This window comes from Simiaoa sp., from assembly GCF_051972595.1.
Taxonomy (GTDB): domain Bacteria; phylum Bacillota; class Clostridia; order Lachnospirales; family Lachnospiraceae; genus Acetatifactor; species Acetatifactor hominis.
Map to the genome: position 1 here is coordinate 120047 of NZ_JBOKRY010000003.1, position 25034 is coordinate 145080.

At 45.9% G+C, this 25034-nt stretch carries 23 protein-coding genes; 2 read left to right on the forward strand and 21 right to left on the reverse strand.

Translation table 11 applies throughout. The annotated features are described in order from the left end of the window. Nucleotide 1 precedes the first annotated feature (1 nt). From ACTRDR_RS02015 to ACTRDR_RS02070, 12 genes are all read right to left on the reverse strand, one after another. On the reverse strand, nucleotides 2-916 hold the full coding sequence (locus tag ACTRDR_RS02015; RefSeq protein WP_440525974.1) for a sugar phosphate isomerase/epimerase family protein: 915 nt from the start codon (nucleotides 914-916) through the stop codon (nucleotides 2-4). Nucleotides 917-971: 55 nt separating this feature from the next. Next, nucleotides 972-2828: an FAD-dependent oxidoreductase gene (locus ACTRDR_RS02020; protein WP_440525975.1), complete on the reverse strand. Its 1857-nt coding sequence runs from the start codon at nucleotides 2826-2828 to the stop codon at nucleotides 972-974. Then, nucleotides 2825-3436: a hypothetical protein gene (locus tag ACTRDR_RS02025; RefSeq protein ID WP_440525976.1), complete on the reverse strand. Its 612-nt coding sequence runs from the start codon at nucleotides 3434-3436 to the stop codon at nucleotides 2825-2827. The genes ACTRDR_RS02020 and ACTRDR_RS02025 overlap by 4 nt, the downstream gene beginning before the upstream one ends. A 3-nt stretch (nucleotides 3437-3439) precedes the next feature. After that, the gene (locus ACTRDR_RS02030) at nucleotides 3440-4309 is read right to left on the reverse strand and encodes a carbohydrate ABC transporter permease (RefSeq protein WP_243037048.1); all 870 of its coding nucleotides are present in this window, start codon (nucleotides 4307-4309) and stop codon (nucleotides 3440-3442) included. 12 nt (nucleotides 4310-4321) lie between these two features. Beyond that, nucleotides 4322-5254, reverse strand: a complete 933-nt coding sequence (locus ACTRDR_RS02035) for a carbohydrate ABC transporter permease (RefSeq protein ID WP_243037047.1) — start codon at nucleotides 5252-5254, stop codon at nucleotides 4322-4324. Between the two features lie 118 nt (nucleotides 5255-5372). After that, complete coding sequence (locus ACTRDR_RS02040) at nucleotides 5373-6833, reverse strand: ABC transporter substrate-binding protein (protein ID WP_440525977.1); 1461 nt, start codon at nucleotides 6831-6833, stop codon at nucleotides 5373-5375. A gap of 247 nt (nucleotides 6834-7080) precedes the next feature. Next, complete coding sequence (locus tag ACTRDR_RS02045) at nucleotides 7081-7797, reverse strand: GntR family transcriptional regulator (RefSeq protein WP_440525978.1); 717 nt, start codon at nucleotides 7795-7797, stop codon at nucleotides 7081-7083. A 95-nt stretch (nucleotides 7798-7892) separates the two neighbouring features. Beyond that, entirely contained in the window at nucleotides 7893-8498 is a 606-nt protein-coding gene (locus ACTRDR_RS02050) for a histidine phosphatase family protein (RefSeq protein WP_440525979.1), read from the reverse strand. Beyond that, complete coding sequence (locus ACTRDR_RS02055; RefSeq protein ID WP_440525980.1) at nucleotides 8495-10114, reverse strand: ribulokinase; 1620 nt, start codon at nucleotides 10112-10114, stop codon at nucleotides 8495-8497. The genes ACTRDR_RS02050 and ACTRDR_RS02055 overlap by 4 nt, the downstream gene beginning before the upstream one ends. A 20-nt stretch (nucleotides 10115-10134) precedes the next feature. Further along, on the reverse strand, nucleotides 10135-11214 hold the full coding sequence (locus ACTRDR_RS02060; RefSeq protein WP_440525981.1) for a galactitol-1-phosphate 5-dehydrogenase: 1080 nt from the start codon (nucleotides 11212-11214) through the stop codon (nucleotides 10135-10137). A gap of 20 nt (nucleotides 11215-11234) precedes the next feature. Next, nucleotides 11235-12047, reverse strand: a complete 813-nt coding sequence (locus ACTRDR_RS02065; protein ID WP_118730751.1) for an alpha/beta hydrolase — start codon at nucleotides 12045-12047, stop codon at nucleotides 11235-11237. Between the two features lie 4 nt (nucleotides 12048-12051). Then, a complete protein-coding gene (locus tag ACTRDR_RS02070) occupies nucleotides 12052-12729 on the reverse strand; it encodes a ribulose-phosphate 3-epimerase (protein ID WP_417853335.1) in 678 nt (225 codons plus the stop codon). Nucleotides 12730-12988: 259 nt separating this feature from the next. Between ACTRDR_RS02070 and ACTRDR_RS02075 the strand changes: the two genes are divergently transcribed. Beyond that, on the forward strand, nucleotides 12989-13687 hold the full coding sequence (locus ACTRDR_RS02075) for a DeoR/GlpR family DNA-binding transcription regulator (RefSeq protein WP_118538883.1): 699 nt from the start codon (nucleotides 12989-12991) through the stop codon (nucleotides 13685-13687). A gap of 9 nt (nucleotides 13688-13696) precedes the next feature. Here ACTRDR_RS02075 and ACTRDR_RS02080 read toward each other — a convergent pair whose 3' ends face one another. From ACTRDR_RS02080 to ACTRDR_RS02100, 5 genes are all read right to left on the reverse strand, one after another. Beyond that, nucleotides 13697-14191 (reverse strand): tRNA (cytidine(34)-2'-O)-methyltransferase, encoded by a 495-nt coding sequence (locus tag ACTRDR_RS02080; RefSeq protein WP_440525982.1) that lies wholly within the window; start codon nucleotides 14189-14191, stop codon nucleotides 13697-13699. A 76-nt stretch (nucleotides 14192-14267) separates the two neighbouring features. Next, nucleotides 14268-15446 (reverse strand): aminotransferase class I/II-fold pyridoxal phosphate-dependent enzyme, encoded by a 1179-nt coding sequence (locus ACTRDR_RS02085; RefSeq protein ID WP_440525983.1) that lies wholly within the window; start codon nucleotides 15444-15446, stop codon nucleotides 14268-14270. Continuing rightward, nucleotides 15443-15925, reverse strand: coding sequence for an Lrp/AsnC family transcriptional regulator (locus ACTRDR_RS02090; RefSeq protein ID WP_022153616.1), 483 nt, complete (start codon nucleotides 15923-15925; stop codon nucleotides 15443-15445). The genes ACTRDR_RS02085 and ACTRDR_RS02090 overlap by 4 nt, the downstream gene beginning before the upstream one ends. A gap of 64 nt (nucleotides 15926-15989) precedes the next feature. Then, on the reverse strand, nucleotides 15990-17024 hold the full coding sequence (locus tag ACTRDR_RS02095) for an AIR synthase-related protein (protein ID WP_440525984.1): 1035 nt from the start codon (nucleotides 17022-17024) through the stop codon (nucleotides 15990-15992). Between the two features lie 10 nt (nucleotides 17025-17034). Next, nucleotides 17035-18510 carry a VanW family protein gene (locus ACTRDR_RS02100; protein WP_440525985.1) on the reverse strand — a complete coding sequence of 492 codons (1476 nt, stop codon included), beginning with the start codon at nucleotides 18508-18510 and terminating at the stop codon, nucleotides 17035-17037. A gap of 218 nt (nucleotides 18511-18728) precedes the next feature. On the opposite strand from ACTRDR_RS02100, the gene ACTRDR_RS02105 reads away from it, so the two are divergent. Next, a complete protein-coding gene (locus ACTRDR_RS02105) occupies nucleotides 18729-19361 on the forward strand; it encodes a hypothetical protein (RefSeq protein ID WP_440525986.1) in 633 nt (210 codons plus the stop codon). Here ACTRDR_RS02105 and ACTRDR_RS02110 read toward each other — a convergent pair. The 4 genes from ACTRDR_RS02110 to ACTRDR_RS02125 form a co-directional block, all read right to left on the reverse strand. Then, a complete protein-coding gene (locus ACTRDR_RS02110) occupies nucleotides 19303-20061 on the reverse strand; it encodes an exonuclease domain-containing protein (protein WP_440525987.1) in 759 nt (252 codons plus the stop codon). The genes ACTRDR_RS02105 and ACTRDR_RS02110 overlap by 59 nt on opposite strands. A gap of 70 nt (nucleotides 20062-20131) precedes the next feature. Then, nucleotides 20132-21931, reverse strand: coding sequence for a B12-binding domain-containing radical SAM protein (locus ACTRDR_RS02115; RefSeq protein ID WP_440525988.1), 1800 nt, complete (start codon nucleotides 21929-21931; stop codon nucleotides 20132-20134). A gap of 89 nt (nucleotides 21932-22020) precedes the next feature. Then, nucleotides 22021-23550 carry a UDP-glucose--hexose-1-phosphate uridylyltransferase gene (gene galT, locus ACTRDR_RS02120; protein WP_440525989.1) on the reverse strand — a complete coding sequence of 510 codons (1530 nt, stop codon included), beginning with the start codon at nucleotides 23548-23550 and terminating at the stop codon, nucleotides 22021-22023. Nucleotides 23551-23603: 53 nt separating this feature from the next. After that, nucleotides 23604-24767 (reverse strand): galactokinase, encoded by a 1164-nt coding sequence (locus ACTRDR_RS02125; RefSeq protein ID WP_440525993.1) that lies wholly within the window; start codon nucleotides 24765-24767, stop codon nucleotides 23604-23606. Nucleotides 24768-25034 lie beyond the last annotated feature (267 nt).

Here is a 25034-nt window from a genome sequence, read left to right on the forward strand (position 1 = left end):
CTTATTTTTCTTTCATTCCTTTTTCGATTTCACGAACCATCTGTCTTGCTACCAGTGCAGAAAACTCCACACCCTGCTGATGAATTTCTGGACTCATACCACCGGTAAAATTGTGGATCTCATAGGTAAAATCTCCCTGATAATTCACATCTGCCAGACTCTTTAACAATGGTGTCCACTCAACATAGCCGAGATAAGGCAGCAAATGGTCATCCTTTTCACCACGATTGTCATTGATATGTAATGCCTTTAAACGACTGCCAATCTGTCGGATTGCCGCAGGCTGATTGACCTGAGCCAGATTAGCATGCCCGGTATCCCAGCAGATACCGAATACATCATCCGCATTTAACTTATCCAGAAGTTCCAGCAGATCTTCGGCATTACATCCAAATCGTCTGCCGTAACCGATACCCAGATGATCTACCATGTTCTCAATGGCAATGCCGGTTCCGTATTTCACTGCCAGTTCACCAAAACGTTTAAAGCGCTCTGTCTCACTTTCCAAGGATTTTTTCCTGGAATATCCCGCCTCATCATTGACAGAATCCGGGTGAATGACCAGCCAGGGCACTTGACACATACCTGCTGCCTCAATATCTCTCTTGATCCTGCCGATATTGTCTTCCCAGTCCAGCGCTGTAAATTTCATGCTTTCTGCCACACTATAATAATGCGCATGTGCCTGGGTCACAGGAAGATTATGCTTATCACAATTTTCCTTCTGCCGCTTTACCCAGTCTCTCCAGTCAGGAGCATCCATGGGAAGTCCCTTTCTTCCGTATGCTACAAAGCATAAATCAATGGCGTCAAAACCTGCCTTTGCAATAGATTCAATTGCCTGCTCGCAGGAATAATACATTTTCTGTGTCCAAAAAACACTGCCACAAGTTCCTGTTGATGTCGATATTCTCATAATAATACCCCTGCCTTTCTATGACCTGCCGACTTTGCATCACAGGTAAAAAATATTATTTTGCATACACACGGATTTCATGAATGACAGCCTGTTCCGCTCCATTGGTGGATTCCGGGATCACACGAATCTCGTCTGCCGGTACATCACCGATTCCCACACTGCACAGGCGCTGGTAATTATCCTTTACAAATGCTTCTCCCGTCTTTTTGCCTTCCCGGTACAGTTCGATTTTTACATCTTTTACCAACTCCTCGGGTACACCGTTTCGCTGCTGTGCCTGACGTAAAGGTGCCATAGTCACGCGGATTGGATATGCAAAGTTGGATTCAAAGGTCAGTCGGATTTCCCGGATTTCTTTCGTCTCGTCCCATTTCATGATAAGACACTCTCCGGGCTTCGTAACCCATCCATTCTGTTCCTCTCCAAGCTTTCTGGAGATGCCGTTCGCCACCTTCTCCGGCTCGCCTCCCTGTTCCCAGGAAGAAGCGGTGATTTTTGCCTTAAGTGCCAGATCTTTTTCATCCTCATTCTTAAAGCCCGGCAGAAAACCATCCTCTTTCAGGATGAGCTGCTGTAATTCCTTTACATGAGGTGCCAGCTCCCTCGGATCGCAGGCATATTTATTACACAGAGCAGCAGCAATCCCCACTGCCTCACCTCCAATGGCGCAGCATCCAATGATTCTGGTGCTTGCCAGTCCCAGTCTGGTGGTACTGATATCTCTTCCCGCCATGTACAGGTTCTTAATATTTTTCGAATAGTAAGAGCGATAAGGGATCGTGTATACGCCGTCATAAAAATTACAGTCAGAAGGAAGCAGGTTGAAATCCAATAGTCCGTGCGGCGCATGAAGATCCACACACCATCCGCCGTAACAGACTGCATCTTCAAAAATTTTATGCTCCAGAATATCCGTTTCTGATAGCATATAATCTCCCACCAGACGACGGCTTTCTCTCACACCGGGCAGTGCTCCCACCCATTCCAGCGCATAATTCTCCGCATGGTGTTCGTGGATTCCTTCCTTATTGTTTTTAATATGGTCCCAGATACCGTAAGCATAAGCAATGAGGTCATCGCGAATGGTCTCGTACTCCGTGATAATGTCTTCTCCGTCACCGCAAAGCTCCAGCCACCAGTAACCATAATCCACACAGGCACTGCTGGTCATGGAGGTCCGCTTATACTCCTCCGGGTTGGGCGAATCATCACAATTGATGGTGTCTCTCATCTGTACGCAATGGATACGCTTGGCAAGCTGTTCCTCCGTCAGTTTCTTTGCAAAAGAAGGAGGCGTAAATTCCACCGGATGTCCCATATCTCTTGCTTTTAATAAAATGGAATTTCCCATGCGGTAATTGTTGGGTTTCTTGGGAGCATGTAATTCTCCAAACTCAGACTGTGGCTCACTTCCCTTTCTGTATTCGGCTCCTGCATAATACCCCAGTGTTCCGTTTCCCGTAGCATCTACGAAAACCGGTGCATATAACTGATAGCGCATCTCCGTGGTTTCCTGCACACAGTAAATGGATACTATTCTGTCATCCTTCGTTTCACAGTCATACATGACTGTGTTAAAAAAGACTTCCAGATCCTTTTCTTCCTTTGCTTTTTCAAACAGCACCATATCCCACACGGAATAGCTGAACTGTTCGTTGTTTTTCTTATTTTCCAACATCAGCTCGTAGAGCAGGCCGCCCTCTGCATAATCAGGCTGTTTTAATGACTGGTCCGCACCGGAAATATGGATCCGGATTTCGCTGGATGCATTCCCTCCCAGTACAGGACGTGCCTGAATAAGTGCTGTATGTACGCCCTGCCTTGCTGCGGCAATGGCAGCACATAGGCCTGCCATTCCACCACCTACGACGATCACGTCATAGTGTTTTTTCTCAAATCGAAGATTCATTCGTCATATCCTCCATATATGGTAAAATGATCTTTTCCCTGATATGCCAGGTCATCAAAGTTCTCCATATAATAATCTGGCAAAAATTCATTGTTAAATTGTAAATCATCTGACACGGTATTCATCACGTAGATATATACAATTGTGTGTTCTTTTTCGTTCAACAAAGCGTACTCATAGCAGAAATCATATCCGGCAATAGTGACATAAGCAGGATACCCGAAAGATGTCGTGTCATATTCCACAGACCGGGTCTCTCCGGTACGATCTGTATAGGTAAGAGAAGAAAGTCTCTCCTGTTCTGTCGCATAAGCATTCTCATTCAACCGGTAGGAAAGATAAATCTGGCTCATAGGTCTGCCCCATCCGCTTTCATACTGATAGTAATACTCCACTTCCTCTGCTTCTGCCGGAATTTTCTCCGGAAAAATCAGAAATTGGGTATACTTTTCCTGCACGGACCACTTCCGATAGTCTTCTACGTCCTGTGACCTCTCTCTGATATCTCCCTTTGCCAGATTGCTCAGGGCAAGCGCCAGGACAATGAGGAATGCTGAAAACAAGATACTGATGAATGCTACAATATAACCCTTCGTTTTTCGTTTCATTTTTTAACCCTTTACCGCACCTACGGTAAGACCTTTAATAAAGAATTTTTGTCCGCACAGGAACACAATAAATACAGGGACCGTCGCCAGACAGCAGGCTGCCATCATCAGTCCGTACTGTGTTGCCTCCATACTTACGAAGTTATCCAGCACCAACGGCAAGGTATAAAGTGCTGATTTGTTGATAAAGATCAGTGGATCCAGATAACTGTTCCAGGAACTTACAAACTGTGTAGTACATACTGCCGCAATGGTGGGAATTATGATAGGCACCATAATCTGATAGAAAATGCGGAACTCACTGGCACCGTCGATTTTGGCAGCTTCCCGTAACTCCTCAGAAGTTCCTAAGAAAGCCTGACGCATCATGAAAGTTGCGCTTACTGCCACAATTTTAGGTAAGATCAGTGCCCAATGCGTATTCACCAGACCGATTGCGGAGAAGATTACAAACCGCGGGATCAGAGTCAGCTGTGAAGGTATCATCATCTGGGACAGATACAGCAAAAACAGTACATTAGAGCCACGGAATTTCAATTTTGCAAAGGCATAGCCGGCCAGACAGCTACTGATCCCCGCTACCAGTGCAGAGATAGCAGCTACCTTAATAGAATTCCAATAACCCTGTAAAAAATGATAATTTGTTTTTCCCGCAAACCCGAGCACCCGTAAATAGTTCTGAGGATACCAATAGGTAGGGAATAATCCAACTCCCTGTTTCATAACATCAGCTTCTTTTTTGAGGGATGCTCCGATCATCCAGATAAACGGAGAAAGCATCAGTAAACAAAGTCCGATGATTAAAATCACCATAAGAAATCGGAAAAATCTCTTTTTCGGAGTGTTACTTCCTACTACTTTCGTATTTGCCATTTTCCCGCCTCCTTAATCTTGTTTGTTATTATGAACATATTGAATAATTGTGATAATCAGTAAGATCAGGAAAAGGACAACTGCCACTGCAGAACCGTATCCTGTCTTGTGATAGTCAAATGCCAGTTTATAAATATAATATACCAGCACATAAGTAGAATCCTTTGGACCTCCTCCGGTCATGACATTGATATAACCGAATACCTGGAAACTGCTGATAATACTTGTAATGGTGATAAAAAATGTAGTATTTGCCAAAAGTGGAACCGTCAATTTCCGGAACTTTTGGAATCCGTTTGCACCGTCCAAAGATGCACATTCGTACAGATCGGAAGGCAATGACTGCATGGCTGCCCCATACAGAAATACGGAATATCCGATCTTTGCCCAGATGACAACCAGCATAATCGCCGGAAGCGCCCAGGTATAGCTTACCAGGAATCTGGGAGGATCACTCCAGCCCAGTGCTCTCATCAGATTTGTAAAAGGTCCATATGTGGAATACATAGTTTTCCAAATGGTAGATGTTGCTACAATATTACAGATATGGGGCATATATAGTGCAATTCGCACCACACCTGCGGTTCTGTCAGCGCAGAAATTATCAATCAGCGCCGCAATGACCAGTGCCAGAATAATAGTTAACGGCACCGTGACAATGGTAAAAATAACGGTATTCCAGAGGGATTTCTGAAACCAGCTGTCTTTCCACAGATCTACAAAATTCTGAAGTCCTACAAAATTCCAGTTACCAAGTCCATCTGTATACACCCAGTCTGTCAGCGAAATGTACAGGGAGATCAGCATGGGAATCAGGCTTAAAAGTACCAGACCCAGGAGACTGGGCAGAAGAAACAGTATTGCCATTCCCTCTTCTTTTCGCTGTCTTTTCTTCTTTCCTGCCCCCGGCGGAAGTTCTCGATTGATTGCTTTTGTTTTCCACATAGCAGATACCTCTTTCTACTTAAAATATTGTTTATACCGATTATCAAAACAGGGATGCCACAGTGTAGTATTACAAGCAGCATCCCTGTAATCATAGCCGGCATACATCCGCTATCGGTTATTCTGCCAGAAGAGTATTTCCTCTATCTGTTGCTTTCTTTAATGCTTCTTCGGCAGTAGGTGTCACACCATACATGAAATCTTCCCACTCCTCATGAAGAATGGTAGCCAGTTCTCCGCCCTTATCGTTTACATAACTCTTCTTGATATAAGAAGAGCGGTCGGTGCTAAACAAATGTTTCAAGGAATCAATATCAACAGAATCTCCCGCAGACTGTTCAACATAATCCAGAATAGCATCCATATCGGTTCCTAACCACAACGGGTAACGGGCTGCTTTGATCAGCGGAGTCATACCACCCTGAATGTACCAACGTGCGAACTCGCATGCAGCCTCCTTATAAGGGGTACTTGCAGAAATACACATAAAGTCACCGGAGTAGTTCGCTTGATCCTGTGTATAGAACTCTGCGTAATCTTCACTGGGGACAGGGAAAGGAATTAATGCAGTAGTAAAATCATGAGGATAGGTCTCGGTGTCCATTGCCAGTCTCAGCTGGGAGAAGATGCCGAACATAGCACACTTGCCCTCCAGGAAAGTAGACTGTACGGTCAGAGCATCTGCGATATCATCCTCCAGGGTTGGTGCATATCCTTCATCACAGACATCTTTGATGAGATTAAATCCATCTACATATACCGGATTCTCCCAGTTCAAAGTTTTCATAGTATCATCGGTGAAAGTATCGTTTGTTCCCAGAACAGCACTGATATAGTCAATCTGTGCAGCTTTGGTAAAATTAAATCCCCAGCAGATACCGTACACTTTATCCTGGCCTTCACCGTGCGTCAGCTTTTTCACAGCATCTCTAAATTCCGCATATGTCCATCCTTCATAGGGGAGATCAATTCCTGCCTCATCAAACATGTCCTTATTAACCATCAGGTATGCGTTGTTGTCAAATTTAGTAGGAAGTCCCCAAACTTCACCGTTGTCAAATACATAATTCGCCTTGGTATTTTCACCCAACTCTTTACCGATATCAAATCCGATGGAATCCAGGTAATCACTATAATCATATAACAATCCGCCATCCGCACGGGTTGCCAGTGAGTTTTTGCTTCCGTAGCCGATGAATACATCAACGCCGCCATCTTCACCTGCCATCAGATAAGTCTCCAGCTGAAGGTTTCCGTCTGAGTTGTTAACATAACGGTTATATTCCACCTGTACACCCTTATCCGCATATTCCTTATTGAAATTTTCAACAATTTCATCATATCCGTATTCCGGCTGAATACCTCCCCAGAACTGTAAAGTAACTGTCTTGCCATCCTCGGTTCCGTACCACTCTTTTTCTTCGGAAGCGGTTTCCGTAGTTGCCGCTGCAGCCGTGCTGTTATTTTCACTCTGTGACTGCGTGGTATCTGTCGTGTCTGTGCTTGCGCCACATCCGGCAAGGGTTCCCATGACCATTGCTGATGTCATCACTAGTGCCATGATTCTCTTCATCTTCATAACTTATCCTCCAATATCAATTTTTCGTTTATTCACATGTGATTACAAGTTGAGCTCTTATGTATGATATTATTATATATTTTTCCTATATACTTGTCAATACATGTTGTTTATATTGTTCATTTTTTTACATTTGTCATTACATGTTGTGATAATATAGTTATATGGAAAAAAATGAGCAAAAATCAGGTAAAAAAATACCACACCTTTTCAGGCATGGTATTCTTCCTTTCTTTTTGTTCGGTAATTACACGTTGATCTTTAATACGAACTTATTACGTTTCGAGGGATAATAACTGAGCGTGTACTCCATTACATGTTTTCGATCTGCCTCCTGGCACACAGCACTGATCAAAATTCCAAGACTTTTTTCTTCCACTCCCAGGATCCGGGCAATTTTCCCTTCTAAGAGAACCGCATCAATATCCTTTTCCAGATGATGGCGCTCCACGTGATTACGTGTCAATGCTCCCGTCAGAGATTCCTCCTCAAAATTGCATTTCAGCAGAAAAGAAAATCTCTTCGGGAAATAAGAAATATTATAGACGATCGGTCCCTGATGAAAAGAATCCTTCACGTAACGCAATCTCACAATCTTAATGACCTCTTCTCCACACGGCACCTTCAGTTTGGCCGCCACTTCTTCATCTGCCGCAATCATCCGCTGTTCTAATACTTCCGTCTGCACAGAGATGCCCTTCGTTGCCATTTCTTTGCTGAAGCTCTCCAAAAATACCGTGGTATCCTCCACAATCTTTGGTTTCGACACAAATGTACCCTTACCCTTGACCGTCACCAGATATCCCTGATTGGCAAGATAGGCGATTGCTGCCCTCACCGTAGGTCTGCTTACCTGAAACTGCTCACAAAACTCCTTTTCGGATGGAATCAACTGTCCCTTCTTCCATTCTTCCGTCTTGATCTTTTCCATGATAAATTCTGCAATCTTATGATATAATGCCACTTCTCCACCTCCTTACACTGTCAACTTGTTTTAACTTATTAGTATTAGTATACCGACATGTAAAGAAGATGTCAACATATGCCACATGGTGATTTTTACGCAATTCCTTCTGTTTTTTTCGATAAAGTCAGTTGCCTGTCTTTACATTCCAGGATCTCGGTAGAACAATTCTCCAGAGGCAGTTTCCAAAAATCATGAACAGAATATCCCACAATCGGATTCAAAATGGTCCGAATCAATCCACCGTGAGCCACTACCAGAATTGTTTCGTAATGATCCTCCAACGGAAACAGCACTTCTCTTACAAACGCTTCCCCTCTTCGGTACAATTTCTCCAGGGATTCCATATCTCCATCCGGATGATAATTTTCCGGACAGTGAAAATACTGCCATACCGGATTCTTCTCCTGCGTCATTACTTCTTTATGCGTTTTTCCTTCCCATTTTCCCAAATAGATTTCTTTCAGACGTTCATCATAAGACAAAGGAACGGAATGATATTTTAACAAAATTTCCGCAGTATGATGGGCGCGGGTCAGAGGAGAACAAACTGCATATTCAAAGGGGACATTTTTCAATATCTCCGCCAGTTTTTCTGCCTGCCGGATGCCCTGCTCATTGATATCCACATCCTGCTGTCCCTGTATTTTCTTCTGATAATTCCAGTCCGTCTGCCCATGTCTTACCAGATAAATTTTCATGAATTCACCTCGAGATTTAGCCCTTCTGCCGAGACTCCTCTGAGCATATTTCTTAGATGTTTATTTTTTCTGTATAGTTCTTCATAAGCTGCCCGATGTATCTCATCCGGCTTATAGGCCGTAAAATCATGTATGCCCATATGATCATAAGTTTCCTGAATATTTGTGTAAATTCCGGCTGCCATTGCTGCGAACATTGCCGCTCCTAGCGCCGGGCCTTCTGCTGTCTTCGCCACCAGGACATCCCGACGCAATAGATTGGCATATTCCTGCATCAGAAGAGGATTTTTCTCTGTAATACCACCCGTTGCCAATACTCTTCTGATTTCTACACCCTGTCCGGAGAGACTTTCCAAAATAGTTCCGGTTCCGCAGGCAATCGCCTGTAATAACGCCAGATAGATATCCTCTGTTTTGGTATCCATTTCGAGACCGGACATGCTTCCACGCAGTGTCAGATCACAAGGGGCATTTCTGCTGCCGCTCCACCAGTCAACCGCTATTACTTTATTCTCCCAGGGTTTTTGGATTCGTTCAGCAAGAACCTGATGAGGAGAAATCTTCCGTTCTTCTGCCTCACGGTGTATCTGCCAGCCCGCCATATGCTCCACAAACCACCCCAGCATATTGCCGGTACTGCTCTGACCGGTGTCAATGCCACAGCTTCCGGTTACCATCCCATCCTGTGCAACGCCACATACATCCTTTAACTCCTGCAATTTTCGATCCTGCACCGTACACACATTGGATGTTCCTACAATCAATGCAGCATCTCCCGGTTCGAAGGCGCCCATTGTGGCCAGGGAAGTATGCCCATCCAACATACCCGTTGCTACCGGAATCTGCTCCGGCAGTCCCCATCTTTTAGTTAATTCCGATCGAAGCATTCCTGCGCATTCTCCCGGCTTACGAACATCACCTCGGAGAAAATGACAGTATTCTTCATAAAATCCTGCGCGAAGTCCATTCAGAAAAGTTCGCTCGGGAAAGTTTAGATCCTCTGCCCATAAACATTTATAACTCAGAGATCCAATACTTCTTACCAACTGCCCCGTAAGCCGGAAGGTGAGAAATTCACACAAATCCATTGCAAGATCTATTTTGGAATAAATCTCCGGTGCCTCATCCCGCACCTCCAGCAGTTTCGGAAGCATCCATTCACAGGAAATACTTCCTCCGGTTCTCCCTAAAAAAGGTTCCTGCAGATTGCTTGCCAGATTCAGTGCCTCGTCTGCTTTCTCCTGCGCCCGGTGATACTTCCACAGTTTCACTCTGGCATGGGCTGCTTCCGACCATCCATCCAGCTCCGACAGTGCCCGGCCATCCTCTGCCAGCAATACCATTGTCAGAGAAGTGGCATCGACACAGATCCCCGCTACCGTTTTCCGATATTCGTCCGGTATTACGTTACGCAGTAACTCATACAAAGTCATTTCATAATCCGTTGCACAGGGAAGATTTTCCGCACAGTCAATTGCTGGTACCGGTGTACTGTTATAGGGATATTCTTTCCGACAGGAATATATAATTTCGCCGTTCTCTGCATTTACCAGCACTGCCCTGGCAGACTGGGTTCCAAAATCCACACCAATCACGGTCTTTGAAACTGTTCTCATACACAATCTCCTATCGGATTTTATTCCTTTGGCATACAGGTACACATGGTTTTTACTTCATGGCGCTTGCCTTTATGGATCTCATCAATTACACCCGGAAGTTCATCCAGGGAATATCTTCCCGTAATAAGATCCTTTACCTGGAATTTTCCTTCATCCAGCATTTGTACGGTATACGTCCATTCATTCACGGGGAACGGCGCACGACTGGAATTCCATACTCCGTGGATGGCCAGTTCCTTACGCAGCATCTGGCTGTGAATTGCCAGTGGAAGGGTAGCATCTCCGGAGGGATTGCCTAACAGAGAAATGGTTCCTTTTGCTCTGATGCATTCCACACAACTGCTCAATACCACGCCTGCTCCGGTTCCCTCAATGGCTGCATCTGCCAGTTTTCCATGATTTCTGTTGCGAATTTCTTCCGATACATTGGTTGTCCGGGAATTGATGGCATCCAGTCCTTTTTCTATGGCAAATTCTACTTTATCCTGTGCAATATCCACCAATAAAGGTGTCGCTCCAAATAACTTCACCCAGCGGGCAGCCATAATGCCGATTGGTCCTGCTCCAAAGATGACCACATATTGACCTGCCTGTACATCTGCTCTTCGTACTGCATGCTGTGCAACACAAGCCGGTTCTGTCATAGCCAGTTCTTCCATGGATGCATTCTTTGCTACGATCAGCTGCCATTTGGACGGAAGCAGACAATATTCTGCAAATCCACCGTCTCTTCTGGATCCCAGATAATCATAATGCTCACACATAGCATAGTTTCCCGTCACGCAGGGATCACATTTCCGACAGGGGATCAACGGATAAATTGCAGCTTTGGTTCCAATCAGTGCTTCATTCTCTTTAGATCCCGCTGCGACAACCTCTCCTGCGAACTCATGACCTATGGTCAACGGATAAATTCCGCTGCTGGTACCATGCTCATAGGTTCTCGGATAATCGGAACCGCATACACCGCAGGCGCCCACTTTGATTAAAAGTTCTTCTCCCTTCGGCACAGGTACTTCCATTTCATCGCATCTGAGATCTCCGATGGCATGTAATCTGACAGCTTTCATTTTCTTAATATTTTTTGTCTCACTCATGGTTCTTCTCCTTTTAGCTTTTATAAGTTATGCATCCATGCAATTGCCATTGTTATCCAGCATTCACACTCTCTTTGTATCCGCTCCCCCTGAGGATTATCCGTCAACTCATTTGCCAGAGAAAGTCCATGACATCCCCTTTCAAAAAGATGGAATTCTACCGGTATATGATGTCTGCGAAGCTCTGTGGCAAATAGCAGCGAATTCTCCACCGGCACCACCGTGTCCTCATAGGTATGCCAAATAAAAGCACGCGGGACATATTCATTTACCTGTTTTTCCAAAGATGTCTTTTCCAACATTTCTTCTGTATATTGATCTCTCAACAAATTATTAAAAGAACCACGATGTGCAAATTCACCGGAAGTAATTACCGGATAAGAAAGAATCATTCCGTTGGGTTTTAAAATATCCTTTGATACCTGTAGTTTGTTACTTACAAAATCCTCATGCCAAAATACACCATAACTTGCCGCCAGATGTCCACCCGCAGAGCATCCTTCTACAACAATCTTATCCGGATCTACGTACCATTCCTTCGCATGTTTCCGAACCAGTTCTACACTTTTGGCAAGTTCCAGCAGTGCGGTAGGAAAAGTAGCCGGTTTCACAGAATACCACAAGATAGCTGCATGAAATCCTGCTGCCACAAATTGCAATGCAAGCATTTCTCCCTCCCGTTCCGAAGTAAACCAATAGCCTCCTCCCGGACACAAAATAATCAACGGGCGTGTCTCCGTTTTAATAGAATCAGAATGACTGATTAAGTAAGTATTCAGTCTTGCATATTCCTGTGAATTTTCATTCTTAATATCAAATGTTTCACAAATCATATCTTTATTCCTCCATACTTTTTTTAAATTTTGCTATATTTTCCTCGATAGATCCATTTTTCCCAAAAATACTGGAAGTGCCGCATACAAAAGCTCTTGCACCCGCGTGGTACATTTTAGGTGCATTTTCAAAACTTACATTTCCATCCACTTCTATAAACACTTCTTCGTGTCCGGTTTTATCCAGCAGTTCTCTCAGACGGGTTATTTTCCCCAGCGTCTGCGGAACCAACTTCTGACCGGCGAAACCGGGATTAACCGTCATCAGCAATACGCCGGATACATCATCCAGCACATCCTCCAACATGCAGAGCGGAGTAGCTGGATTCAGCGCAACCATGGGATGTGCCCCATAATCTGCGATCTTTGCCAGTGTTCTCTGCAAATGTCTTGTGCTTTCTGCGTGAACAGACACATATTCACCGGGCTGAATATCAAACCAATCCAGTTTTTCTTCGGGTTTTTCGACCATCATGTGAATATCCAGGGGAATATCCGTTACCTCTCTTAAATGTTTGATACTCTCTGTTCCGAGCATCAGATTCGGAACAAATTTTCCATCCATTACATCAGCATGTATCATCGCAATTCCATTTTCCTTTAATTGTCGGAAAATATTCTTCGTATCGTGCCATTCCGATATACACATGATAGACGGTGCAATCATTATTTTTTCTTCCATTTTATCCTGCATTTCTCTGTTCCTTTTCCTTTCGTTTTTCAAAATGAACAAATTCGCTCATAAATATGTATTGAATTTTCCGTTGGTATACCATATAGTATTACTAAGATACAGATCCTTTATATAGCTTATTTTCCGAAGTTCTGTATCTTTACTCTTAGTATATCTTTCTCCTCTGTGAATGCAACCGGTGGCGGCCACCTTGCATAACAGAGCATAGTTCATACATATTCAATCATTTTCAATCAGGAGTAAACATATGTTAGAAGTAGAACGTTTTGAAAAAATAATGGAATATTTAAGAGAAAAAAAGACTGCACCGGTAAATGTTCTTGCGAAGCGCCTGTTTGTGAGCGAAGCAACCATGCGCAGAGATCTCTCAGAACTGGAGCGAAAGGGACTTGTAAAACGTCTCCATGGTGGAGCCATTCTTTTAGATGGTGCCAATCAGGAACTGCCCTTATATCTACGAGAGCGTCAGAATACGGATGCCAAAAGAATCATCAGCGAAAAAGCCTCCCACCATATCGTGGAAGGCCAAACAATTTTTCTCGATGCTTCTTCGACTGCACAATATCTGATTAAATATTTTGAAAATTATCAGAATCTGACCATTATTACAAATGGTCTGAAAACAGCCCAGGAATTGAATTCCCTGAGCCATAGAATTTACTGTACGGGAGGACTGCTTCTTCATAATTCCTCGGCGTATGTAGGAGACTTTGCCGCTGATTTTGTGCGGAATTTTAATGCTGATATTATGTTTTTCTCAAGCCGTGGAGTATCGGAAAGCGGTCAGATCACCGATGCATCGCGGGAAGAGACTTACATTCGTCAGGTCATGCTGCAACAAAGCCGCAAACATATTTTTCTATGTGATCATAATAAAATCGGTCAGGTCTATTGCTACAACTTATGTAATGTATCACAGCTGGACGATTATATTACCGACCTGTAACTATCAGAGTTATTCTTTCCAGTGCAGCCGGTGCAGTTCTCCATCCCTCTGCATACTTTCAAATCCCTGCTGTCTCAGTGCCTCGTAGAGCACGATGGCTACGGAATTGGACAGGTTCAGGGAACGGATCTCAGGGAGCATGGGAATACGGATGCAGGTTTCTTCATGCTCTACGAGGATTTCTTCCGGGATTCCGGCGCTTTCCTTGCCGAACATGATGTAATCGTCCGGTCCAAATTTCACATCGGTGTAGGTCTGGTGTGCTTTTGTGGTTGCCATCCAAATCTTCGCTCCGGGATGCATCTCCTGGAACTCCTGAAAATTCATATACCTGGTGACATCCAGATGCTGCCAGTAGTCCATACCGGCTCTCTTGATCTCTTTTTCATTTAAACGGAAGCCTAACGGCTCGATCAGATGCAGGCTGGTGCCGGTAGCCACACAGGTTCTTCCGATATTTCCGGTGTTTGCCGGGATCTCCGGCTGGTGTAATATAATATGCATATTTTATCCTCTACAGCATAGTAACTATTCAGCGCCACTTACAGCCTATGGTTCCGAATAGTTACTGAAAAATGCTTTATTTATTATTTTGTTCTGCTCTTAATTTCTCTACAAAATGTCCCAGTCTGCCGATGGCGGTCTTCAACTTCTCCAGGGAGTACGCATAGGAGATTCTAAGATACCCCTCGCCACTGTCACCAAATGCGGTTCCGGGCACGGCAGCTACTTTTTCCTCCTCCAGGAATCTGGTGGCGAACTCTTCACTGGTCATGCCGAATTCCTTGATGCAGGGGAATACATAGAATGCACCGTAAGGTTCAAAGCACTCCAGCCCCATCTCACGGAACGCATTCATCAAAAAGCGTCTTCTCTGATTATAGGCCGTACGCATCTCCTCGATGTCGGAATCTCCGTTTTTCAAAGCTTCCACTGCCGCATACTGGCTGGTGGTAGGAGCACACATGATGGCAAACTGATGAATCTTCGTCATCTGCTGAATAATGGCTGCGGGCCCGCAACAGTATCCCAATCTCCATCCGGTCATGGCATATGCCTTGGAGAAGCCGTTGATATAAACGGTTCTCTCCTTCATGCCGGGCAGGCTGATGATGGAAACATGCTTCTCTTTATAGGTAAGCTCTGAATAGATCTCGTCGGACATGACAAAAATGTCATGCTCCTCAATGATCTTTGCAATAGCCTCGAGATCAGACTTTTCCATAATGGCTCCCGTGGGATTGTTGGGGAACGGAAGGATCAGTACCTTCGTCTTGTCCGTAATGGCTGCCTCCAGCTCCTCTGCTGTCAGGCGGAATTCATTCTCTGCCTTCAGGTCAATGATCACCGGAGTCGCTCCTGCCAGGATCGCACAGGGCTCATAAGATACGTAGCTGGGCTGGGGGATCAGGACTTCATCTCCCGGATTGCACATGGCACGCAGTCCGATATCGATTGCCTCAGAGCCACCGACTGTCACCAGCACTTCATGCTGCCAGTCATAGGATACGCCCTGTTTTCTCCGGATCGTGTTGCAGATCTCCTGACGCAGATCCTTCAGACCGGCATTGGAGGTATAAAAGGTTCTTCCTTTTTCTAGGGAATAGATACCCTCGTCCCGGATGTGCCAGGGAGTATCAAAATCCGGTTCTCCCACACCCAGAGAGATGGCATCCTGCATCTCGCTTACAATGTCAAAAAATTTGCGGATACCCGATGGCTTGATATCCACTACTTTATCTGCTAATGGATTTCTCATGGAGTGATCATCTCTCTTTCATCTTCTTTTTTCGTAGCAAATGCGGTCCCGTGATCCTTGTATTTCTTCAGAATAAAATGCGTTGCTGTACTCAGCACGGAATCCAGTGTGGACAGCTTGTCAGATACAAAATTAGATACCTCCCGCAGGGTCTTACCCTCCAGAATGACCATCAGATCATACGCTCCGGACATCAGATACACACTGCGCACTTCAGGATATTTGTAGATACGCTCTGCAATACTGTCAAAGCCCTGGCCTCTCTGGGGAGTTACACGTACCTCGATCAGAGCGCTTACCTTTTCAATATCTGTTTTCTCCCAGTTGATCAGAGTATGATAACCGCAGATGATCCCCTCTGCCTCCAGTGCTGCCAGTTCATTTACCACATCGATCTCTTCCACTCCCAGGATCACTGCCAGTTCCTTCAGATCGATCCTGCTGTTCTTCTCTATGATCGCTAATAATTCTTCTCTCATGCCTCTATCTCCTTTATAACTTTTATATTGCATTTCCCCTTACATAAGGGATGGATTCAGAATTTTACACGCTTTTATAAATCTCATCTCTCTGAGGACGATCCATATAACGGACTTCGTCCTCATTCAGGATCAGCCGGTCGTTACTGTCTGTAAATCTCCCTACGATCACTGCCGGAATTCCCTCTGCCGCCAGTGCTTCCACCACTGCGGTTCCCTCCGGACTTGCAATGATCAGGCTGCCGCCGGATCTGAGTTCATAAGGATTTACATTACAGAATTCACATACCTCCACTGTCTCCTGTCTGAGAGGAAGCTTCTTCATATCTATTGTCAGTCCAACACCTGCACCCTCTGCCATCTCCCACAGCGCTGCAAATACACCGCCCTCGGAGACATCATGCATGGTACAACCGCCGGACTTCACGGCGGTAGCGGCCTCCGGTAAAGTAGAATAATACCGGTCAAACGCCGCTGCTTCTTCCACCAGATACGCCGGGTATCTCTCAAGAAGCTTTTCACGGTTCCGGGCCGCCAGATCCGCGGTACCCTCCAGACCGATCCACTTGGTAATAATGATATCCTGGCCCGCCAGATTTTTCCCTGCGGATACCTGCGTCACTGCAGCTTCGCTCAGGATACCGTATCCCGTTGCCGTAGCAATCGGCTGTCTTACCGCAGAGCTTACTCTGGTCTGCCCGCCGATGATCTGGATATTCAGATCTGTGGCTGCTCTCTCTGCCTCTTCCATCAGAGCCTTCAGTTCCGGCTCTTCCACCGTCTCCGGCAGGAAGATCACCAGCTCTGCCGCCACAGGCTCTGCGCCCGCCGCTGCCAGATTGTTTGCACACTTTTGGAAAATACGACGCATCGGCATCACGGACAGATCCTCTCTCTCCGCCTCTGCCAGGTCGTTCTCACACTGAAGTTCTACGACACCTTCCTGAACGCAGGTTACCAGCTGTCCCTCGGAAAAAGGCGCAAAAACAGCGCAGTCTGCCCCCAGACCTGCGCTATTTGCTATTTCTGTCCTTTTATTTTTCAATTGTCTGAGAACGGAACGTTTCAGGACGTTCACGGGTACCTTGCCGCTGTTCATTGTCTCACCTTTAGTCGTCTACGATTTCTGTCTGCCCAGCAGCCGCTGCTGCTCTTGCATTTAACGCTGCTGCCACATTTTTCACATGATCAATGTTCGCTGTACTGATAGCTGCCATGATCTCTTCATACGCCTGGGGATCCGAGGTAGCGGTTCCCACAGTGGCACTGCGGGGCACCATCTTATAAGTACTGCTGTTGACCTGCTCTCTGCTGACCTCTACACCGTTTTCCATCGTGATCTTCCATAATCTTGCCTTATAGCCGATATGCGCACTCTCGGTTACGATATAACCGATGGGCTGACCGGCATCGGCATAGATCTGATCCGCAGGGGGTGTGATCGTCTCCAGCACTTCACTTTCATAACGTACGGAATGTCCGGCAGCTCTGGTCTCCTTGCCATAGATGTTAAACGTGATCTGCTTGTCATGCGTATAGCCTTCTATATAGATGGGTGCATCTGTATTGTTTACAAACTTAAAATCTTTGCCGGAGCTCTCAGCGATCGCTGCATCTGCGGAAGGATCCACATAGCCTACGATCATGGAATGATTATAACGTTCCGTTACTTCCAGTTCCGCACGTAATACTGCATTGTACAGAGTAGTGGATACCTGGCAGATACCGCCGCCCAGACTGTCTACCACTTTTCCGCTGACATAAGAGCCCGCCATGTAATAGCCGTTCGCCACGGAAAAAGGAGATACTGTCTTATAAGTAGAGAATTCTTCTCCCGGATACAGGGTCGTTCCGTTGATCAGACTACAGCCGTTCGCCACATTTGCACTTCTGGAGGATCCGGATGTCTTATAAGATGTGGTAAAGCTTCCCAGTACATCCGTTACCTGTGCCAGTTCCTCAGCACTTCCCTTCGGCTCATCCACTACGATCTCCAAAGGAATACTGCAGGCCTCATGATTCCATTCTTCTGTCAGATAGTCATATACCGCATCGATAGATTTCTCTACATCCAGCACATATCCGGTCTGACCTTCCACCACGGTAAATTTACCGCCGTCCCGCTTCAAAGAGACGTTGATGGCTTCCTGATCATACTTAGTGCATCTGGTCAACAGATCGTTGATCGCCTGTAAGTCAAAATCCAGTTCAATGGGATATACGTAATTTTCATGCTGCAGATCCATCAGAGTTTTGTAACGCTCAATGACATTTCCATGTGTCCCCAGTTCCAATGCTTCCTGCACCAGCTCCGGATTCTTCCAGGTCACACCCAGATCTCCGGCTGTGGTGGTCACATCATGATCATTTGCCGCAAGCAGTGTGATCTCCACGTCCTTCAGACCTTCGATATGTTCTTCGATAACCGCTGTTGCTTCCTGTGCCGTCATTCCGGACAGTTCCACATCCCCGGCATAAATTCCTGTCTTAATAGTATCATCTGTCTTGGCCTGCGCTGTCATTCCGAACAACACCGTCAAAGTCAATAACAGAATGCCGTAAAATCCCTTACGATATTTTTTCATAATACTCCTCTGCCCTTCCTTCGGGCACGTCTACTGTTCCATCCGCAGTTGAATTAGTAAAAAATAGATGTTATAGTAGGTACAATCATAGCAATCACAAGCAGCACGATGATAGCTGCGGAGATTCGCTGTTTTACTTTTTTATTATTCATATTTAACATGGTAAAAACCTCCATAAATGCTTCAAAAATCACTTTTACTCTGAAAGGATATTATATATGAGTTTAAAGATTTTGGCAAGTTTAATCATACTGATTGCCGTAGTGGCACATGCTACCAAACGCCAACAGCGCATCGCGGAAAACCGGGAAAAAGAGTTCTGGGCCAGAGAGCGGAAAGCCAACTCCGTCCGCAAAAAGCCTCTGGATAATCTAGACTATGTAAAAATCCCCTTGGATAAGCTTCCCATGGATGCTCTTCCGGACAACGAAAGAGCCGAAGAATACCGTAGTCTCCTTACTTCTCTGTCTACACAGCCGATCGTAAATCTCACAGGCTTCACCAATACCGACCTCAAGCTGGAATACGGCACTGCGAACATTACACCGCTGTCCCGGTATGATCAGAATTACACCGTACTGGTGCGTACCCTGCAGCAGTGGGCCGATCTGCTTCTGGATTCCGGTCTGACAGACGATGCGGAAACGGTTCTCGCGTATGCCGTCTCCATCGGCACCGACGTCAGCCATACTTACTATGCGCTGGCTAAAATCTATGCCGACCGGAAGGAATATGACAAAATTGCCGATCTGATCCACCATGCGGAAGGACTGCGTTCCGCTTTGCGTAATTCTATCGTCCGTACTTTGCAAGAATCTTATCCGCAAGCCTGCTCGCCTCACTGCGGGTAAGCTTTTCCACATCGACCTCCAAAGTTATCTTATGCTGCTCTGCCAGACGATATAACCGCTCTTTTTGCGGTTTCGTCGCGGGCGTATCTCTTTTTACCTGAAAATGTAATGGCTGCGGCTCAAATAAATTATTCTTTGCCGATTTTCCGACAGCTTCTGTCGATGCCTGTCCACCGGTTTCCTCCCTGTAAAACAGTTCTATCAGCTTTCGGAACAACCGGTCCGTTGCTTTCGCATCCTCCAGAGCCCGGTGTGCATGATGCGGGATCTCATAATACTGACATAAATACCCCAGATTACGATGAGGCAGTTCCTGCAGATATTTCCGGGCAATCTGCAAAGTGTCCACCGCCGATCTCTCAAAAGTAATCTTCCGGTCCACTGCTGCTTTTTTCAAAAAAGAATAATCAAACAAAATGCTGTGTCCCAGCAACGGTAATTCTCCCATAAATTCCAATAATTTTGGGAAAACCTCATCCAGCTGAGGTGCATCCGCAAGGTCTTCGTCCCGGATTCCCGTAAGTTCTGTGATCCGTTCTTCCAATTTCCGCCCCGGATCCACAAACGTAGAAAATTCTTCCACAATCTGTCCCTGCTCCACACGGATCGCTCCGATCTCTATGATCCGATCTCTCTTGGGATTCAGGCCCGTGGTCTCCAAATCTATACTGACATAAGTGTCATACATACTGATCTCCATTTTGCAGACGCTTCCTCCGATATATTCTGACTGCATACCTCAATTTTTATGAACCGGTCTACTCCTGTACTTATAATATCGGATACCCGATCACTTGTACCTTGGCTTCATAATTGAGCGGATTCCGCTCCTGATAATCAAACAACACGTAATGGGGTTCCGGATATCGGAACAGTTCCAAGTGTGTCATTCGGCTTAACTGTTTCCAGTCATACTGATCATAGGCAGAAAGATAATGTCTCTCCTGCTCTTCTGTCTGGTAAAAACGGCGGATATTCTGTTTTTCCTCTTCCGTGATCTCTGCCGCAAACGCAGGCCTGCTCTTCAGGTTCTCCCGAAGGTACATATCATAAGTCAGAAGTTCTCTGTAAATCTCTCGATTGGCCGGATCTTTCATCGCTGCGAACTCCAATAAGATCTGATACCGGTAGGCTCTGGCGGGGCTGTTGGTAAAATATCCCTGTTCCTGATAATAATCCGCCAGTGCCTCATACATGGCAAAGGGACCGGGGAATGCTTTTTCCAGAACCGGCAGGGTATGAGTGAACTGGCCACTGTTATAATACAGCTCTACCATCTCTTCGATCCGTTTCAGTCTCCGGATCTCTCCATAGCTGATCCAGTTCGTATACAACACTTCATAGGGCGGCAGTTCCAGATAACGAATGCCATATTCCTTTGCATGCTCATGCATATCGGATCCCTTTAATACTTTCAGGAAGCCTAACTGTAACTGCTCCGGCTGCATTGCATACACCCTGTCAAAGGATCTGCTGAAGCTCTCATAATCTTCAAAAGGAAGACCCGCGATCAGATCCAGATGCTGATGAATATTTTGTCCTCTGTGAATGGCCGCTACAATTTTCTCCAGCTTGTCCACATCCATAACACGGTGAATGGCTCGTATCGTCTCCGGATTCGTAGACTGTACCCCGATCTCCAGCTGTGCCAGTCCCGGACGGAAGCGATTCAGCAGGGCAATCTCCTCTTCCCGCAAAATATCGGCGGAAATCTCAAAATGGAAGTTGGTGACGCCATTGTCATGTTCATAAATATACCGCCAGATCTCCATGGCATGCTTGTGGTCACAATTGAACGTCCGGTCAATGAACTTCACCTGTTTTACGTTTTGATCCAGAAAAAACTGCAGTTCTCTTTTTACGACATCTATGTCACGTAGTCTCACTTTCTTATCTATGGAGGACAGGCAATAGCTGCACCGGTAAGGGCATCCTCTGCTGGTCTCATAATAGATGATACGATTCGTAAAAGGCTCCATATCCTCATAGAGAAAAGGAAGTGTGGTCAAATCCGTCAGTTCTCTAGGTGCCGTATAACCGGAGGCAAGACACAGGCCGGAGATCTGCCCAAAGCGTTCTGCAACGTTCTTTCCTGCAACCGTTCCCGTTCGATCTGCTGCCTGCTGTTCTATGCTGTCGGGTTCGGGTTGCTGTTCGGACTGTCCGGTGCTTTCTGCTTCCCGCACATATTGGCCCAGTACCTCCCGGAAGGTAATTTCTCCTTCTCCCACCATGATTCCGGTAACCTGAGGGAACTCGCTTAAAAGCCCCGGTCCATCATAAGTCACCTCCGGTCCTCCCAGCCAGATCTCCGTATTCGGCAGGATCTTCGGCAATTCCGTCAGAATTTCCCGGATCAGCTTCCAGTTCCAGATATAACAGGAAAATCCTATTACCTTGGGCTGACGCTTCCAGATCCCCTCCAGAATACTTTCCAGAGATTCATTGATGGTGAATTCCGCCAGTTCCACATAAGGCTGTAACTTTTCTCCCACACCTGCCCGCAGGCTGTAAATAGCAGGATTGGAATGTATGAATTTTGCATTAATAGCTGTTAATAAGAATTTCATGGGATTATTATACTAAGAAAAAAGAATTGTGTCACCACAATTCCTTTTCCTCGCAACAAATATACAACAAACATTCAACAAAAATATGATTATAAGCTCTTTACAAAACGATCGAACGCCTTCTGGCCTTCTTCAGTTCTCTTATAGACACCGGCATCTTCCAATACCTGCATGAATACCAGACCGATCTCCTTCTCTACGATACCGTCGATGTTCTCAGCAGTGATGGCATCGTATTTCGGACGGAACTCGTCTACCCAGTCTGCATGCTTTGCCAGTTCCTCATCAGCTCTTAAGTCTTTACCGGCGAGGATTGCTTCCTTCAGATGCGCCATCTCGCCCTTCAGGCGGGCAGGCAGTACTGCCAGACCCATAACCTCGATCAGGCCGATATTCTCTTTTTTGATATGATGCAGCTTTGCATGGGGATGATAGACTCCCAGCGGATGCTCCTCTGTGGTGATATTGTTACGCAGCACCAGATCCAGTTCGAACTTGTCTCCTCTCTTTCTTGCAATGGGAGTGATGGTGTTATGAGGCTCGTTATCGGTGTAGGCATAGATAAATGCCTCTTCATCCGTATATTCTCTCCACTTGTTCAGGATTACATCTGCCAGTGCAATGATACGGTCAGTATCCGTACCGCTGAGACGGATGACAGACATGGGCCATGCCACGATACCGGCATCCACATCCTCGAAACCGGCTACGGAGAACGTTCTCTCTACCGGAGCTTTCGCCATGGCAAACTCGTAATGGCCACCCTGGAAATGATCGTGGCTTAAGATGGAGCCGCCTACGATGGGCAGATCCGCATTGGAACCTACAAAATAATGAGGGAACTGCTTTACGAAATCAAACAGCTTACAGAAGGTCGCATGCTCAATCTTCATAGGCACATGCTGAGAGTTAAATACGATGCAGTGCTCATTATAATATACATACGGAGAATACTGGAATCCCCACTGGCTGCCGTTAATGGTCACCGGAATGATACGGTGGTTCTGACGGGCAGGATGGTTCACACGGCCTGCATAACCCTCATTTTCACGGCACAACAGGCATTTCGGATAACCGGACTGCTTTGCCAGCTTTGCTGCGGCAATAGCTTTAGGATCCTTCTCGGGCTTGGACAGGTTGATGGTAATATCCAGATCGCCATATTTGGTGGGAGCCACCCATTTCATATCCTTGCAGATACGATAACGGCGGATATAGTCGGAATCTCTGCTTAATTTATAATAATAGTCGGTAGCTGCCTCAGGAGATACCTGCTCGTACAGCTCATGGAAATGACGGATCACTTCACTGGGTCTGGGCATCAACAGTCCCATGATCTTCGTATCGAACAAATCGCGGTATACCACACTGTTCTCCTTGAGAATGCCTTTTTCATAAGCGTAATCCAGCATGCCCTTCAGAACCTCTTCCAGTTCATCCTCGCGCATGGTCACATTGTCACGGTCTTCCAGCTCATCCAGTTCAAACAGCTCCAACAGACGGTTGGTGGTATAGATCACATCTTCCTCCGGAACCAGTCCTGTCTGTACTCCGTAGGATACTAATTTACGAATTAATACCTGAATATCCATTTTTTCTCCATTCTGCCGCCGGACCATTCGGACAGCCTCCGCGGCACTCACTTTCTGTTTGCGTAGGAACCTTACTTTTCTTACAGGGTCTGAGGACCGTCACCGATCTCTACTACATAGAAATCAGCCGCATAACCGATCTTTTCCTTGTATGCTTTGCCTACCTGCTCGATAAAGGTATCAATAGCTTCATCCTTCACAATGCTTACGGTACATCCGCCAAAGCCGGCACCGGTCATACGGGATCCAATGACACCATCTACCTTCCATGCTTCCTCTACCAGAGTATCCAGCTCGATACCGGTTACTTCATAATCATCCCGCAGGGATACGTGGGACGCATTCATCAGCTCACCAAACAGCTTCACATCATTGTTCTTCAGTGCTTCTACTGCACGGATCGTTCTCTGATTCTCGTATACCGCATGCTTTGCACGCTTTCTGCGGACATCACTCTTGATAATAGCCTTGAACTTCTCAAAGGTCTCCTCATCCAGATCACCCAGCGTCTTGATCTTCACTACCTGCTGAAGCTCTGCCAGTGCAGTCTCACATTCACTGCGGCGCTCATTGTACTTGGAATCTCCCAGGCCTCTCTTTTTATTACTGCATGCGATTACGATCTTCGCATTCTCCAGATGGATCGGTGCATACTCATACTCCAGAGTCGCAGTATCCAGAAAAATAGCGTTGTCCTTTTTACCCATGGCAATGGCAAACTGATCCATGATACCGCAGTTTACCTTGTTGTATTTGTTCTCGGAGAACTGTCCGATCAGCGCCAGATCCTGATTGGTCACATCAAAGCCGAAGAAATCCCTCAGGATGTAGCCGGTCAGCACTTCTACGGAAGCGGAAGAAGAAAGTCCGGAACCGTTGGGGATATTACCGTTCAACAGCAGATCCATACCGGAAGTCACTTTCATGCCCTTCTCGCCGAAAGCCCAGATCACTCCCTTGGGATAATTGGTCCAATTCGCTTCCTTGCTGGGTACCAGGTCGTCCAGAGAAGACTCGATCACGCCCAGCTGATCGAAATTCATGGAATAGAAACGCAGTTTATTGTCGTTTCTTTTTCTTGCCACACCGTAAGTACCAATGGTCAGTGCACAGGGGAATACATGTCCGCCGTTATAGTCGGTATGTTCACCGATCAGGTTCACACGTCCCGGTGCAAAATAAGCCTTGGCACCCTCTGCATCTCCAAATACTTCTGCGAAAGTCTTCAGAATCGTCTCTTTCATCTCCATTTTCTGCTCCTATCTGCTTACTGTGTAAGCCCCGTCCATTTATATGTTCTTACTCTTGTCGCTCCGGCCGATGCCGCGATACGAATTCTCTTGCTCTATGTTTTCATCATAATCGAAAAAAACAAATATTTCTACCTATTTTTGTTTTTCAGACCTGTCATTATGTTAAAAGCTACAAGCCATGCAAAGACAAAAAGAAAGATACACCGTGGGAGCTTGCTCACAGAGGTGTATCTTTCTTTTTGGATTTATACGGCGACA

Excerpts from the sequence above, each read along its gene's own strand:
- ACTRDR_RS02015 (WP_440525974.1), bottom strand. The coding sequence starts at position 916 with ATGAGAATATCGACATCAACAGGAACTTGTGGCAGTGTTTTTTGGACA.
- ACTRDR_RS02020 (WP_440525975.1), bottom strand. The coding sequence starts at position 2,828 with ATGAATCTTCGATTTGAGAAAAAACACTATGACGTGATCGTCGTAGGT.
- ACTRDR_RS02025 (WP_440525976.1), bottom strand. The coding sequence starts at position 3,436 with ATGAAACGAAAAACGAAGGGTTATATTGTAGCATTCATCAGTATCTTG.
- ACTRDR_RS02030 (WP_243037048.1), bottom strand. The coding sequence starts at position 4,309 with ATGGCAAATACGAAAGTAGTAGGAAGTAACACTCCGAAAAAGAGATTT.
- ACTRDR_RS02035 (WP_243037047.1), bottom strand. The coding sequence starts at position 5,254 with ATGTGGAAAACAAAAGCAATCAATCGAGAACTTCCGCCGGGGGCAGGA.
- ACTRDR_RS02040 (WP_440525977.1), bottom strand. The coding sequence starts at position 6,833 with ATGAAGATGAAGAGAATCATGGCACTAGTGATGACATCAGCAATGGTC.
- ACTRDR_RS02050 (WP_440525979.1), bottom strand. The coding sequence starts at position 8,498 with ATGAAAATTTATCTGGTAAGACATGGGCAGACGGACTGGAATTATCAG.
- ACTRDR_RS02055 (WP_440525980.1), bottom strand. The coding sequence starts at position 10,114 with ATGAGAACAGTTTCAAAGACCGTGATTGGTGTGGATTTTGGAACCCAG.
- ACTRDR_RS02060 (WP_440525981.1), bottom strand. The coding sequence starts at position 11,214 with ATGAGTGAGACAAAAAATATTAAGAAAATGAAAGCTGTCAGATTACAT.
- ACTRDR_RS02065 (WP_118730751.1), bottom strand. The coding sequence starts at position 12,047 with ATGATTTGTGAAACATTTGATATTAAGAATGAAAATTCACAGGAATAT.
- ACTRDR_RS02070 (WP_417853335.1), bottom strand. The coding sequence starts at position 12,729 with ATGGAAGAAAAAATAATGATTGCACCGTCTATCATGTGTATATCGGAA.
- ACTRDR_RS02075 (WP_118538883.1), top strand. The coding sequence starts at position 12,989 with ATGTTAGAAGTAGAACGTTTTGAAAAAATAATGGAATATTTAAGAGAA.
- ACTRDR_RS02080 (WP_440525982.1), bottom strand. The coding sequence starts at position 14,191 with ATGCATATTATATTACACCAGCCGGAGATCCCGGCAAACACCGGAAAT.
- ACTRDR_RS02085 (WP_440525983.1), bottom strand. The coding sequence starts at position 15,446 with ATGAGAAATCCATTAGCAGATAAAGTAGTGGATATCAAGCCATCGGGT.
- ACTRDR_RS02090 (WP_022153616.1), bottom strand. The coding sequence starts at position 15,925 with ATGAGAGAAGAATTATTAGCGATCATAGAGAAGAACAGCAGGATCGAT.
- ACTRDR_RS02095 (WP_440525984.1), bottom strand. The coding sequence starts at position 17,024 with ATGAACAGCGGCAAGGTACCCGTGAACGTCCTGAAACGTTCCGTTCTC.
- ACTRDR_RS02100 (WP_440525985.1), bottom strand. The coding sequence starts at position 18,510 with ATGAAAAAATATCGTAAGGGATTTTACGGCATTCTGTTATTGACTTTG.
- ACTRDR_RS02105 (WP_440525986.1), top strand. The coding sequence starts at position 18,729 with ATGAGTTTAAAGATTTTGGCAAGTTTAATCATACTGATTGCCGTAGTG.
- ACTRDR_RS02110 (WP_440525987.1), bottom strand. The coding sequence starts at position 20,061 with ATGGAGATCAGTATGTATGACACTTATGTCAGTATAGATTTGGAGACC.
- ACTRDR_RS02115 (WP_440525988.1), bottom strand. The coding sequence starts at position 21,931 with ATGAAATTCTTATTAACAGCTATTAATGCAAAATTCATACATTCCAAT.
- galT (WP_440525989.1), bottom strand. The coding sequence starts at position 23,550 with ATGGTCCGGCGGCAGAATGGAGAAAAAATGGATATTCAGGTATTAATT.
- ACTRDR_RS02125 (WP_440525993.1), bottom strand. The coding sequence starts at position 24,767 with ATGAAAGAGACGATTCTGAAGACTTTCGCAGAAGTATTTGGAGATGCA.